The organism is Escherichia sp. MOD1-EC5495 (genome assembly GCF_002965965.1).
GTDB lineage: Bacteria > Pseudomonadota > Gammaproteobacteria > Enterobacterales > Enterobacteriaceae > Escherichia > Escherichia ruysiae.
In genome coordinates this window covers 193,077-207,126 of record NZ_PTRI01000003.1, presented here as the reverse complement: position 1 = coordinate 207,126, position 14,050 = coordinate 193,077, and the positions used below count along the sequence as shown (strand labels likewise).

General features: G+C 50.7%; 9 protein-coding genes and 1 pseudogene. 4 read left to right on the top strand and 6 right to left on the bottom strand.

The features are described from left to right. Nucleotides 1–212: 212 nt before the first annotated feature. The 3 genes and pseudogenes from ldtD (at nucleotide 213) to gloC (ending at nucleotide 3,462) form a co-directional block, all read left to right on the top strand. Nucleotides 213–2,059 (top strand): annotated as a pseudogene (gene ldtD, locus BEG40_RS04245) (L,D-transpeptidase). 180 nt (nucleotides 2,060–2,239) lie between these two features. After that, on the top strand, nucleotides 2,240–2,788 hold the full coding sequence (mepK, locus tag BEG40_RS04235; RefSeq protein ID WP_001516120.1) for a peptidoglycan L,D-endopeptidase MepK: 549 nt from the start codon (nucleotides 2,240–2,242) through the stop codon (nucleotides 2,786–2,788). Nucleotides 2,789–2,814: 26 nt separating this feature from the next. Then, a complete protein-coding gene (gene gloC, locus BEG40_RS04230) occupies nucleotides 2,815–3,462 on the top strand; it encodes a hydroxyacylglutathione hydrolase GloC (protein WP_105284937.1) in 648 nt (215 codons plus the stop codon). A 221-nt stretch (nucleotides 3,463–3,683) separates the two neighbouring features. Here the strand turns inward: gloC and aspC are convergent, their stop codons facing one another. The 4 genes from aspC to pncB all read right to left on the bottom strand — a co-directional run bounded on the left by aspC (nucleotide 3,684) and on the right by pncB (nucleotide 9,503). Further along, complete coding sequence (gene aspC / locus BEG40_RS04225) at nucleotides 3,684–4,874, bottom strand: aspartate transaminase (RefSeq protein ID WP_105284936.1); 1,191 nt, start codon at nucleotides 4,872–4,874, stop codon at nucleotides 3,684–3,686. A gap of 184 nt (nucleotides 4,875–5,058) precedes the next feature. Beyond that, nucleotides 5,059–6,129, bottom strand: coding sequence for a porin OmpF (ompF, locus tag BEG40_RS04215; protein WP_000977931.1), 1,071 nt, complete (start codon nucleotides 6,127–6,129; stop codon nucleotides 5,059–5,061). 602 nt (nucleotides 6,130–6,731) lie between these two features. Continuing rightward, the gene (gene asnS, locus BEG40_RS04210; RefSeq protein ID WP_000117892.1) at nucleotides 6,732–8,132 is read right to left on the bottom strand and encodes an asparagine--tRNA ligase; all 1,401 of its coding nucleotides are present in this window, start codon (nucleotides 8,130–8,132) and stop codon (nucleotides 6,732–6,734) included. Between the two features lie 168 nt (nucleotides 8,133–8,300). Beyond that, the gene (gene pncB / locus BEG40_RS04205) at nucleotides 8,301–9,503 is read right to left on the bottom strand and encodes a nicotinate phosphoribosyltransferase (protein WP_105284935.1); all 1,203 of its coding nucleotides are present in this window, start codon (nucleotides 9,501–9,503) and stop codon (nucleotides 8,301–8,303) included. Nucleotides 9,504–9,768: 265 nt separating this feature from the next. Between pncB and pepN the strand changes: the two genes are divergently transcribed. Beyond that, nucleotides 9,769–12,381, top strand: coding sequence for an aminopeptidase N (gene pepN, locus BEG40_RS04200; protein ID WP_105284934.1), 2,613 nt, complete (start codon nucleotides 9,769–9,771; stop codon nucleotides 12,379–12,381). A gap of 107 nt (nucleotides 12,382–12,488) precedes the next feature. On the opposite strand, the gene ssuB is transcribed toward pepN, so the two are convergent. Together ssuB and ssuC are read right to left on the bottom strand one after the other, a co-directional pair. After that, entirely contained in the window at nucleotides 12,489–13,256 is a 768-nt protein-coding gene (gene ssuB / locus BEG40_RS04195; RefSeq protein ID WP_001090494.1) for an aliphatic sulfonates ABC transporter ATP-binding protein, read from the bottom strand. Next, complete coding sequence (ssuC, locus tag BEG40_RS04190) at nucleotides 13,253–14,044, bottom strand: aliphatic sulfonate ABC transporter permease SsuC (RefSeq protein WP_000235200.1); 792 nt, start codon at nucleotides 14,042–14,044, stop codon at nucleotides 13,253–13,255. The genes ssuB and ssuC overlap by 4 nt, the downstream gene beginning before the upstream one ends. Between the last annotated feature and the right edge of the window lie 6 nt (nucleotides 14,045–14,050).

Here is a 14,050-nt window from a genome sequence, read left to right as displayed (position 1 = left end):
TTCTGCACTAAAAAAATGCCGCATTACGGCGCGCTTTTCTTTAAACTTCTTTACATTAGGTTGTGTAAAAACGTATCGGTGTTTATATACTGAAGGTAAGCCTGATAAGTAACAGGCTTGCTCGTCATACTTTCGTGAGTATTGGCGTTGTACAGGCAAATAGAGAAAAGCAGCCTGGCTATTCAAAGTATGATAAAAACAGGGGGCAAGGGATGTTGCTTAACATGATGTGTGGTCGTCGGCTTTCGGCAATGAGTTTGTGTCTGGCCGTAACATTCGCTCCACTGTTCAGTGTGCAGGCTGATGAGCCTGAAGTAATCCCTGGCGACAGCCCGGTGGCTGTTAGCGAACAGGGAGATGCACTGCCGCAAGCGCAAGCTACGGCAATTATGGCGGGACTTCAGCCGCTACCAGAGGGTGCGGCGGAAAACGCTCGCACACAAATCGAATCTCAATTACCCGCAGGTTATAAGCCGGTTTATCTTAACCAACTTCAACTGCTGTATGCCGCACGTGATATGCAGCCGATGTGGGAAAACCGTGATGCGGTAAAAGCCTTCCAGCAGCAACTAGCAGAAGTGGCGATTGCTGGTTTTCAGCCGCAGTTTAACAAATGGGTAGAGTTACTGACTGATCCTGGCGTTAACGGTCTGGCACGCGACGTAGTGTTGTCGGATGCAATGCTGGGCTATCTCCATTTCGTTGCTAACATTCCGGTCAAAGGTACGCGCTGGTTGTACAGCAGTAAACCTTATGTGCTCTCTACACCACCGCTCTCGGTCATTAACCAATGGCAGGTGGCGCTAAATAATGGTCAGTTGCCAACGTTTATTGCAGGACTGGCTCCGCAGCATCCGCAATATGCCGCGATGCATGAATCTTTATTGACCTTACTCAGCGATACCAAACCGTGGCCACAACTGACCGGTAAAGCAACGCTGCGTCCTGGCCAGTGGAGTAATGATGTACCAGCACTGCGCGAGATTTTGCAGCGAACGGGAATGCTCGAAGGCGGACCGAAAATTGCGCTCCCTGGCGATGAAACACCCGCTGATGCAGTCGTGAGTCCGTCCGCCGTTGCCGTCGAACAGCGGAAACTAAGCCGATGGACAGGCAAACTACGGCTCGCAGTAAACCGGCACCAGCCGTGCGCGCCGCCTACGATAATGAGCTGGTGGAAGCCGTTAAACGTTTTCAGGCATGGCAAGGATTGGGGGCAGATGGCGCTATTGGCCCGGCAACGCGGGACTGGTTAAATGTAACGCCAGCTCAGCGTGCAGGTGTGCTGGCACTCAACATCCAGCGTTTACGCTTGCTGCCTGCGGAGCTTTCTACTGGCATCATGGTCAATATACCCGCCTATTCTTTGGTCTATTACCAGAACGGTAATCAGGTGCTGGACTCGCGGGTAATTGTCGGTCGTCCTGACCGAAAAACACCGATGATGAGCAGTGCTTTAAACAATGTGGTGGTGAATCCGCCGTGGAACGTACCGCCGACGCTGGCACGCAAAGATATTTTGCCAAAAGTGCGTAACGATCCGGGTTATCTGGAAAGTCATGGCTATACGGTGATGCGCGGCTGGAACAGCAAAGAAGCGATTGATCCGTGGCAGGTTGACTGGTCAACGATTACTGCGTCGAATTTACCGTTCCGCTTCCAGCAAGCTCCTGGCCCACGAAATTCGCTAGGACGGTATAAATTTAATATGCCGAGTTCAGACGCTATCTACTTGCATGACACGCCTAATCACAATCTGTTCAAGCGTGATACACGCGCGTTAAGCTCAGGGTGTGTGCGGGTGAATAAGGCATCTGATCTGGCAAATATGCTGTTGCAGGATGCAGGCTGGAATGACAAGCGTATTTCCGACGCCCTGAAGCAGGGAGATACCCGTTACGTCAATATCCGTCAGTCGATTCCGGTTAATCTCTACTACCTGACCGCGTTTGTCGGTGCAGACGGTCGTACTCAATATCGTACAGATATTTACAATTATGATCTGCCTGCGCGATCCAGCTCGCAAATTGTATCGAAAGCGGAACAATTAATCAGATAAATGAAGTAGTTCGGGTAAATCAGTTGTCGTAATAATTGGCATGATTGGGGGGTATTCTCGGTAGCCCCCATTACTGCTGGGATTGAGTCATCTTGACGTTAGCTTTATGGGCGGTTAAGGTGCCTCTTGTGCGCCAGAAGTGCATATAAACGATAACATTGACCTGTAGACTTGATTATCATGGACAAATTCGACGCTAATCGCCGTAAACTGCTGGCGCTTGGTGGCGTTGCACTTGGTGCCGCCATCTTGCCGACCCCTGCGTTTGCGACACTCTCTACCCCACGTCCGCGTATTTTGACACTCAACAATCTCCATACCGGAGAGTCAATTAAAGCGGAGTTTTTCGATGGCAGAGGCTATATTCAGGAAGAATTGGCAAAACTAAACCATTTTTTCCGCGATTTCCGCGCGAACAAAATAAAGTCCATCGACCCAGGATTATTCGACCAGTTGTATCGCCTGCAAGGGCTGTTAGGCACCCGCAAACCGGTGCAACTCATTTCCGGTTATCGCTCTATTGATACCAACAATGAACTACGCGCGCACAGTCGTGGGGTAGCGAAGAAAAGCTATCACACCAAAGGCCAGGCGATGGATTTCCATATTGAAGGTGTCGCGTTAAGCAATATTCGCAAAGCCGCGTTATCTATGCGTGCAGGTGGTGTAGGATATTACCCACGTAGTAACTTTGTGCATATTGATACCGGGCCAGCACGGCACTGGTAACAATCGCTTAACGAAACAGGGGCAGTATGAATTATCGTATTATTCCGGTCACTGCATTCTCCCAGAATTGCTCATTGATCTGGTGTGAACAAACTCGCCTGGCTGCACTGGTTGATCCTGGCGGCGATGCAGAAAAAATCAAACAGGAAGTTGATGCCAGCGGCCTGACGCTAATGCAGATCCTGCTTACGCATGGTCACCTGGATCATGTTGGCGCGGCGGCGGAAGTGGCGCGACATTACGGCGTGCCGGTTCTTGGTCCGGAAAAGGAAGATGAGTTCTGGCTGCAAGGCTTGCCTGCGCAAAGCCGTATGTTTGGCCTGGATGAGTGTCAGCCACTAACACCGGATCGTTGGCTGAACGAAGGCGACACTATCAGCATAGGGAATGTGACTTTACAGGTGTTACATTGCCCTGGGCATACGCCGGGTCATGTGGTCTTCTTTGATAATCAGTCAAAACTGCTCATTTCTGGCGACGTTATTTTCAAAGGTGGAGTGGGGCGCAGTGACTTCCCGCGTGGCGATCACAATCAACTGATTTCTTCAATCAAAGATAAATTGCTGCCACTGGGGGATGACGTGACATTTATTCCGGGTCACGGACCATTATCCACTCTTGGTTATGAGCGCCTGCATAATCCCTTCCTGCGAGATGAAATGCCCGTCTGGTAAAGGCGTATAAAAAAGCCCGCTTTCAATGCGGGCCTGGATTTCTGGCAAAGTGCGCTTTGTTTATGCCGGATGCGGCGCGAGCGCCTTATCCGGCCTACAAAATCGTGCAAATTCAAAATATTGCAGGGGACGCGTAGGCCTGATAAGCGTAGCGCATCAGGTAATGCTGCATTTGTCATCAGTCTCAGCCCGCTTTCAGCGGGCTTTATTGGTTTTAACGCTTACAGCACTGCCACAATCGCTTCGCACAGCGGAGCCATGTTGTCTGGCGTCATCCCGGCTACGTTCACACGACCGGAAGCTACTGCATACACGCCAAACTCTTCACGCAGACGCAGTACCTGTTCTTTAGTCAGACCGCTAAAGGAGAACATGCCATTCTGTTTGATGATAAAGCTGAAGTCGCGGTTTGCACCTTTCTCCTGCAGCGTATTAACGAACAACTGACGCATACGCTGAATGCGCTGGCGCATATCGGTCAGCTCTTGTTCCCAAATAGCACGTAACGCATCATTGCTCAGGATAGTGGCAACAACCGAAGCTCCGTGCGCTGGTGGGTTAGAATAGTTCGCACGAATCGCTGCCTTCATCTGGCTGAACGCGCAATCAACGGTTTCACTGTCAGCAGCAACCAGCGTACATGCGCCTACACGCTCGTTGTACAGACCAAAGTTTTTAGAGTAGGAACTGGCGACGATAAGTTCTTTATGCAGACCAGCGAAAACGCGCAGACCTTCAGCATCTTCTTCCAGACCGCGAGCAAAACCCTGGTAAGCGAAGTCAAACAGCGGTAACCAGCCTTTCTCAACGGAAAGCTGCGCCAGCGTTTGCCATTGCTCCAGTGTAGGATCGATACCGGTTGGGTTATGACAGCAGCCGTGGAACAGAACCACATCGCCAGCCTGGGCTTCGTTCAGACTGTTAATCAGGGCGTCGAAGTCCAGAGTATGTTTTTCTGCGTCGTAATAAGCGTATTCACGTACTTCCAGACCAGCAGAGTTGAATACGCTCTTATGATTTGGCCAGCTTGGGTTACTTACCCACACACGCTTAACACTGGTATTTTTCGCCAGGAAATCGGCAGCCACGCGTAACGCACCAGTACCACCTGGGGTCTGAGCCGTGCGGGCGCGTTTGTCGTTGATCAGGGCGCTACCTTTACCAAACAGTAATTCCTGGGTGCAACGACCAAATTCAGGGATACCGTCAATGCCGAGGTAGTTTTTGGTGGTTTCATTTTCGAGCAGATACTGTTCAGCCTTTTTAACGCTGGTCAGTACCGGAGTTTTGCCCGTCTCATCTTTATAGACACCAATCCCGAGGTTAATTTTGCCAGGACGTTCATCGGCACGAAACAGATCGGCCAGACCCAGAATCGGGTCGGCAGGAGCGGCGGTAATGTTCTCAAACATGACGAGGTTCCATTATGGTTACAGAAGGGAAGTCCGCTATCAGGGTAACGGGAGATTTACAAAATTCCAACTATTACTGATGAAAACGCCGGCTGTTTTTGCAAGACGTGAGATTGCTCTGGAAGGCATAAAAAAAACAGGACCAAAGTCCTGTTTTTTCGGCATTTAACAAAGAGGTCTGCTATTAGAACTGGTAAACGATACCCACAGCAACGGTGTCGTCAGAACCTACGCCCAGTTTGTTGTCAGAATCGATCTGGTTGATGATGTAGTCAACATAGGTGGACATGTTTTTGTTGAAGTAGTAGGTTGCGCCCACTTCAACGTAGTTCACCAGATCAACATCACCGATACCTTCTACGTCTTTCGCTTTAGATTTGGTGTAAGCGATGGACGGACGCAGACCGAAATCGAACTGGTATTGCGCAACTAACAGAACGTCTTGCGTTTTGTTGGCAAAGCCGCCAGTGATCGGCGTAGCGTTACGGGTTTCACCGTAGTTTGCTGCCAGGTAGATGTTGTTCGCATCATACTTCAGGCCAGTAGCCCACTGTTCAGCTTTTTTACCCTGGCCGAGAGGCTGAGCTTCCTGCAGGTTGGTACGGTCAGCGGCACCATAAGCACCAACGATACCAAAGCCTTCGAATTCGTAGCTGATGGAGCCGCCAACACCGTCGCCGTTAGAACGACGTGCGGTGTCACGTTCGTTTTTACCCAGGTACTGAACAGCGAAATTCAGGCCGTCAACCAGACCAAAGAAGTTGGAGTTACGGTAAGTTGCAACGCCGCCAACACGGCCAACGAAGAAGTCATCGCTGTATGCAGTGTCACCACCAAATTCTGGCAACATATCGGTGTAACCCAGTGCATCATAAACAACACCATAGTTACGACCGTAATCGATTGAGCCAGCATCAGCAAATTTCAGACCAGCGAACGCCAGACGGGTTTTGTTGCCATTTTGGGCATCAGAACCCTCAGAGTTGTTACCCTGGAAGTTGTATTCCCACTGACCGTAACCGGTCAGATCGGAATTGATTTGAGTTTCCCCTTTAAAACCAAGACGGGCATAGGTCATATCGCCATTGCCACCGTAACTGTTTTCACCGTTACCCTTGGAAAAATAGTGCAGACCGACAGCTTTACCGTACAGATCTACTTTGTTGCCATCTTTGTTATAGATTTCTGCAGCGTTTGCAGTACCTGCTACTAACAGAGCAGGGACGATCACTGCCAGAATGTTGCGCTTCATCATTATTTATTACCCTCATGGTTTTTTTTATGACACCTGCCACTGCCGTCAATAAGTTTCGTCAATAAATATTTACGGAGCTATTGATGAAAGTTTGGTGTCTTTATGTATCTGCAGGCATCTTTCCATTCAAACTAACGTTTCGCTACCGTGAAAGTGCTACAAAGATAAAGATATAGTTACAAAAAGAAAAAATATGTAACTAAAGGTAAATTTTAAGGAACTTTGTGAACGCCGTCATATTTCCATTGGACTTTAATGATATTTGCAGTGAGTTTGATCTATTTATATGATTTCCTTATATTAAATTTAGCTAAACGGAAATTTTCGCTCTGAGGATTTCTCTCAGTGGCTTCGCTAAAACACACGTTCAGACATCCAGAAAGCCAATAAGAGTTATGGAAATTGTGCTATTGGCTAAGAAATAACTAATCCGCAATAAGAATGCGGATTATTTTTTGTTCACAAATGTTACGTGGAAATATTCCGTAACAGGAAGGCTGTTGTGACAGGGTTGCAAATAGATTGATTGACTTAACAAACAGATAACTTGACAGAAGGGAATAGAAAAGAGCCAGCGGGCGCTGGCTCTCGGAAAAACTAAATTAGAAGCTGGCGTTACGCGGGGTACGCGGGAACGGAATCACGTCACGCACGTTTTGCACACCAGTCACGTAGGCGATCAGGCGTTCAAAACCAAGACCGAAACCGGAATGCGGAACAGTACCGTAGCGACGCAGATCGCGATACCACCAGTAATCTTCTTTGTTCAGACCCATCTCCAGCATACGTTCGTCCAGCACGTCCAGACGCTCTTCACGCTGGGAACCACCAATGATCTCACCGATGCCCGGTGCCAGTACGTCCATTGCTGCAACGGTTTTACCGTCTTCGTTAAGACGCATATAGAACGCCTTAATATCTTTCGGATAGTTTTTCACCACGACCGGCGCTTTAAAGTGTTCTTCTGCCAGGTAACGTTCATGCTCGGAAGAGAGATCCACGCCCCAGTAAACCGGGTTTTCAAATTTCTTACCGCAATTTTCAAGGATGGTTACCGCGTCGGTGTAATCAACCTGCGCAAAGTCGGCTTCAATGAAGCGTTCCAGACGGCTGACAGCATCTTTATCTACGCGTTCAGCGAAGAATTTCATGTCGTCAGCACGTTCTTCGAGAACCGCTTTGAAGACATATTTCAGCATGGCTTCAGCCAGACCGGCGATATCGTTCAGGTTAGCAAACGCCACTTCCGGCTCCAGCATCCAGAATTCCGCCAGGTGACGGCTGGTGTTGGAGTTTTCTGCACGGAAAGTCGGGCCAAAGGTATAAATTTTGGACAATGCGCAAGCGTAGGTTTCGCCGTTCAACTGACCAGATACGGTCAGGAAAGACTCTTTACCGAAGAAGTCTTTGTCGAAATCGACTTTGCCCTGATCGTTACGCGGCAGGTTTTCCAGATCCAGCGTTGAAACGCGGAACATTTCGCCAGCGCCTTCGGTATCAGATGCGGTAATCAGTGGTGTTGAAACCCAGAAGAATCCCTGCTCGTTAAAGAAGCGATGCAGCGCCTGTGCCAGCGTGTGGCGAACGCGCGCAACGGCACCAATCAGGTTGGTACGTGGACGCAGGTGAGCGACTTCACGCAGATACTCAATGCTGTGGCGTTTTGCTGCCATCGGGTAAGTGTCTGGATCCTCAACCCAGCCGGCAACTTCAACGTTGCTGGCCTGAATTTCAAATTGTTGCCCCTGGCCCGGCGACGCCACGACTTTACCCGTCACAATGACCGAGCAACCGGTGGTCAGACGCAGGACGTCTTCATTGTAATTGGGCAGAGAATTATTGATGACAGCCTGTACAGGATCAAAGCAGGAACCGTCATAAACGGCGAGGAAGGAGATGCCAGCTTTTGAATCTCGGCGGGTACGCACCCATCCGCGCACGGTGACTTCGCTGTCAACGGCTACACGGCCCTGGAGTACGTCGGCTACAGGCACAACGCTCATAATATTCTCTCTGTTAATAGTCGGAAAAAATAAACACTTGTCCACCCGTCAATGGGGGGATACCTATGTTACCTGGCATCTGCAATCAGACAAGCAGAATTCGCAGATGGGACAAAAGATTTCGGAATAAAAGGCAAAAAAGGGAGCCGTTATGGCTCCCTGATGATATTAACTGGCTTTTTTAATGTGCGGAAGGTCGAACGCTTTACGCAGCGCACGGACAAACGCTTTGTCATGGCAGATAGTTTTGCCAGGACTGTCAGAAAGTTTCGCCACCGGTTTACCGTTACACTCCACCAGCTTAATCACAATATTCAGTGGTTTGACCTGGGGTATATCGCAGGTCAGGCGCGTACCGATACCAAAGCTTAATTGCACACGGGAAGAGAAGTGGCGATAAAGCTCGACCGCTTTGCGTAAATCCAGATTGTCAGAGAAAACCAGCGTTTTGCTCTGCGGATCAATTCCCAGCTTCTCATAATGTGCAATGGCTTTTTCGCCCCATTCAACCGGGTCGCCGGAATCATGGCGAAGCCCCTGGTAACGACTGGCAAACTCCACGCCGAAATCACGCAGAAAGGCATCCATAGTAATGCAGTCGGTTAACGCAATGCCAAGTTGGTCAGGATATTCTTCCAGCCACGCAGCAAGTGCGGCGCGCTGACTATTGGCAAGATCCGGGCTGATTTGTTGATGCGCCTGGAACCATTCATGCGCTTGCGTTCCCATAGGGGTGAGGGAAAGCCGACGCGCCAGATCGTAATTACTGGTGCCAACGAACCAGGGTTCCTGTTGCAAACGTTTAACGATGGTTTCTTGTACTTCGCGGGAAAAACGGCGGCGAGTGCCGAAATCCATCAGATGGAAGCGCGACATCTCGAGATCGGCGGTTAATGCCGAAAAGTCGACTAATTTGCTTTCCAGCGTATCGAGGGCTTGCGCAACGTCGGCCTGCGGTGAGCGATAGCGATGTATCAGTTCACTGATGACCGCCAGCAGAGGAACTTCCCAGAGGATGACTTCACGCCACGGGCCGCTTAAACGAATATCCAGCTTACCGTTATCGTTGGTGACGGTGACCTGTTCCGGGTTAAAGCGGAACTCGCGTAGCCAGTTGAGATAGTCGGCCTTAAAAAAAGGCAGGGCAGAGAGCCATTGATATTCATCATCCTGCAGGCGCAGGTGCTGCATCGCCTGAACCTGTTCACGAATAGCATCGGCATAAATACCCAGCAGATCGTCACCTCGGCAACGAAACTCCGCCGCGACATGCACATCATAATAGTGATGAAACACGGCTTGCTGCATATGCAACTTATAAGCATCTGTATCCAGCAACGAGTGCAGAACAGGAGAAGCGAATTGTGTCATAGGTGCGCAGTAGCGTCCTCGTACGGGAGCGTTTAGTACAATAAACATCTTCAGGAACTGCTGGAGTATACCTTGTTTCGCAATTTATTGAACCCCGATCACACCATATGCCACCTTTATGGTCGATGGTATTGCGCCCTGTATGTTATAAAAATGTAGCAATAAAAGCGTTTGTACCTGAAAAGATGAAGATTCTGCGTAGCGAGATTTATGCAACAGGAATAGACTGAACACCTGACTCTATAAAAGATGCTAAAGGTTATTTATGACTCAACAGCCACAAGCCAAATACCGTCACGACTATCGTGCGCCGGATTACCAGATTACTGATATTGACTTGACCTTTGACCTGAACGCGCAAAAGACGGTGGTTACCGCGATCAGCCAGGCTGTCCGTCATGGTGCATCAGATGCTCCGCTTCGTCTGGACGGCGAAGATCTTAAACTGGTTTCTATTCATATTAATGATGAGCCGTGGACAGCCTGGAAAGAAGAAGAGGGCGCACTAATCATCAATAATTTACCGGAACGTTTTACGCTTAAGATTGTTAATGAAATTAGCCCGGCGGCGAATACTGCGCTGGAAGGGCTTTATCAGTCAGGCGATGCGCTTTGCACCCAGTGCGAAGCCGAAGGTTTCCGCCATATTACGTACTATCTCGACCGCCCGGACGTGCTGGCGCGTTTTACCACCAAAATTGTTGCCGATAAAACTAAATACCCGTTCCTGCTTTCCAACGGTAACCGCGTTGCGCAAGGCGAACTGGAAAACGGACGTCACTGGGTACATTGGCAGGATCCGTTCCCGAAACCGAGCTATCTGTTTGCGCTGGTAGCTGGTGACTTCGATGTACTTCGCGACACCTTCACTACCCGCTCCGGTCGCGAAGTGGCGCTGGAGCTGTATGTCGATCGCGGCAATCTTGATCGCGCGCCGTGGGCGATGACCTCGCTGAAAAATTCCATGAAGTGGGATGAAGAACGCTTTGGTCTGGAATATGACCTCGACATCTATATGATCGTTGCAGTGGATTTCTTCAACATGGGCGCAATGGAGAATAAAGGTCTTAACATCTTTAACTCCAAATATGTGCTGGCGCGTACCGACACCGCAACCGATAAAGATTATCTCGACATTGAGCGTGTCATCGGTCATGAATATTTCCATAACTGGACTGGTAACCGCGTTACCTGCCGTGACTGGTTCCAGCTCAGTCTGAAAGAAGGCTTGACCGTTTTCCGCGATCAGGAGTTCAGTTCTGACCTTGGTTCCCGCGCAGTTAACCGTATCAACAACGTACGCACCATGCGCGGATTGCAGTTTGCGGAAGACGCCAGTCCGATGGCTCACCCAATCCGTCCGGATATGGTCATTGAAATGAACAACTTCTACACTCTGACCGTTTACGAAAAGGGCGCAGAAGTGATTCGTATGATCCACACCTTGCTGGGCGAAGAAAACTTCCAGAAAGGGATGCAGCTCTATTTCGAGCGTCATGATGGTAGTGCTGCGACCTGCGACGATTTCGTTCAGGCGATGGAAGATGCGTCAAATGTCGATCTTTCCCATTTCCGTCGCTGGTACAGTCAGTCCGGTACGCCGATTGTGACCGTTAAAGACGACTACAATCCGGAAACCGAGCAGTACACTCTGACCATCAGCCAGCGCACACCAGCCACGCCGGATCAGGCAGAAAAACAGCCACTGCATATTCCGTTTGCTATTGAATTGTATGACAACGAAGGCAAAGTGATTCCGTTGCAGAAGGGTGGCCATCCGGTCAATCCGGTATTGAATGTCACCCAGGCGGAACAGACCTTTGTCTTCGATAACGTCTACTTCCAGCCTGTGCCTGCGCTGCTGTGCGAATTTTCTGCGCCGGTGAAACTGGAATATAAGTGGAGCGACCAGCAACTGACTTTCCTGATGCGCCATGCGCGTAATGATTTCTCTCGCTGGGATGCGGCACAAAGCCTGCTTGCAACCTACATCAAACTGAACGTCGCCCGTCATCAGCAAGGGCAGCCGCTATCTCTGCCGGTGCATGTTGCAGATGCTTTCCGTGCGGTATTGCTCGATGAGAAGATTGACCCGGCGCTGGCGGCAGAAATCCTGACGCTGCCTTCCGTCAATGAAATGGCAGAACTGTTCGATATCATCGACCCGATTGCCATTGCTGAAGTGCGTGAAGCTCTCACCCGTACTCTGGCGACTGAACTGGCGGATGAGTTGCTGGCTATTTATAACGCGAATTACCAGAGTGAGTACCGCGTTGAGCATGAAGATATTGCGAAACGCACTCTGCGTAATGCCTGCCTGCGTTTCCTCGCTTTTGGTGAAACGCATCTGGCTGACGTGCTGGTGAGCAAGCAGTTCCACGAGGCCAACAATATGACCGATGCGTTGGCGGCGCTCTCGGCGGCGGTTGCTGCGCAGTTACCATGTCGTGACGCGCTGATGCAGGAGTACGACGACAAGTGGCATCAGGACGGCCTGGTGATGGATAAATGGTTTATCCTGCAAGCCACCAGTCCGGCGGCGAATGTGCTGGAGACGGTGCGTAGCCTGTTGCAGCATCGCTCATTTACCATGAGCAACCCGAACCGTATTCGTTCGTTGATTGGTGCGTTTGCGGGCAGCAACCCGGCTGCGTTCCATGCCGAAGATGGCAGCGGTTATCAGTTCCTGGTGGAAATGCTCACCGACCTGAACAGCCGTAACCCGCAGGTGGCTTCGCGCCTGATTGAGCCGCTAATTCGCCTGAAACGTTACGATGCCAAACGTCAGGCAAAAATGCGTGCGGCGCTGGAACAGTTGAAAGGGCTGGAAAATCTCTCTGGCGATCTGTACGAGAAAATCACCAAAGCTCTGGCTTGATACAAACATGCCTGATGCGACGCTTGCAGCGTCTTATCAGGCCTACAAACCTGTTGAAATTGCTGGTTTTGTAGGCCGGATAAGGCGTTCACGCCGCATCCGGCATATTAACCATGACGCCGAATCGGTTGTTCAGAATGCCCACGCTGCATTACCCGCTGCAACACTTCCGCTTCCAGCTCCGCTAATCGTACCGACCCTAACCGGCGCGGACGGGGTATATCCACCGTCAAATCCAGACCAATTTTTCCTTCTTCAATTAACAGCACCCGGTCAGCCATCGCCACCGCTTCGCTCACATCATGCGTTACCAGCAAGACGGTAAAACCGTGCTCCTGCCAAAGTGACACAATCAAATCCTGCATTTCCAGTCGCGTTAAGGCGTCCAGTGCCCCGAGCGGTTCATCAAGCAACAATAAACCCGGTCGATGAATCAACGCTCTTGCCAGTGCCACACGCTGTTTTTGCCCGCCAGAAAGTGCGGCAGGCCATTCCCCAGCCCGATTCTCCAATCCTACCGCAGCCAACGCCCGACGCGCGGCATCGCGCCACTGGCCTTTAAGGCCTAACCCGACGTTATCAATCACCGATTTCCACGGCAGTAAACGGGCATCCTGAAACATCATGCGTGTATCGTCCTGAATTTCGGCAAGTGGCGTTGTGCCCGCTAACACATCGCCTGCGGTTGGTGTTTCCAGCCCCGCCAACAGGCGCAGCAGAGTACTTTTACCACCGCCGCTGCGACCGACCACAGCCACAAACTGACCAGCCGGAATATGTAGATCAAGTTGATTCAGAACGATATTTTCTGCGTAATGTTTGCTTACCGCATTGAGCAATAGCGGTGTGCCCTGGTTCAATCGTGCAGTATTCATACCGTGGCCTCCTTCAGATGATAAGCCGGGTTCCAGCGTAGCCAGACGCGCTCTAACAATTGGGCGCTGACGTCAGCAAGTTTGCCGAGCAGGGCGTAAAGAATAATGGCGACTACCACCACGTCCGTTTGCAGAAACTCCCGCGCATTCATCGCCAGATAACCAATGCCGGAATTAGCAGAAATGGTTTCGGCAACAATCAGCGTCAGCCACATCAGACCTAACGCAAAGCGCACACCGACCATAATTGAGGGCAGGGCACCGGGCAGGATCACATGGATAAACAGCGGCACGCCGGATAAGCCATAGCTGTGCGCCATCTCTACCAGCCCGCGATCGATATTACGGATCCCGTGCCAGGTGTTGATATAAATGGGGAATAGCGTGCCAAGCGCCACCAGGAAAATCTTTGCGGACTCATCAATGCCAAACCACAAAATCACCAGCGGGATCAGCGCCAGATGTGGCACGTTGCGCAACATCTGAATTGAGGTATCCAGCAGCCGTTCTCCCCAGCGTGACAGCCCGCTAATCAGTCCCAGAATCAAGCCCAGCGATCCGCCAATTGAAAAGCCAATCAGCGCCCGCCAGGAACTGATCGCCAGATGCTGCCATAATTCGCCGCTGGCGGAGAGCGTCCAGAACGCCGTCACCACTCCTTCCGGTGAAGGCAAAATACGCGTCGACAGCCAGCCAACCGAGGAGGCCAGTTGCCACACCGCTACGATGCCCACCGGTAAAAACCAGGGGGCAACGCGCAATAACCACTTTTTCACTGGCGTTGCCATCATCTT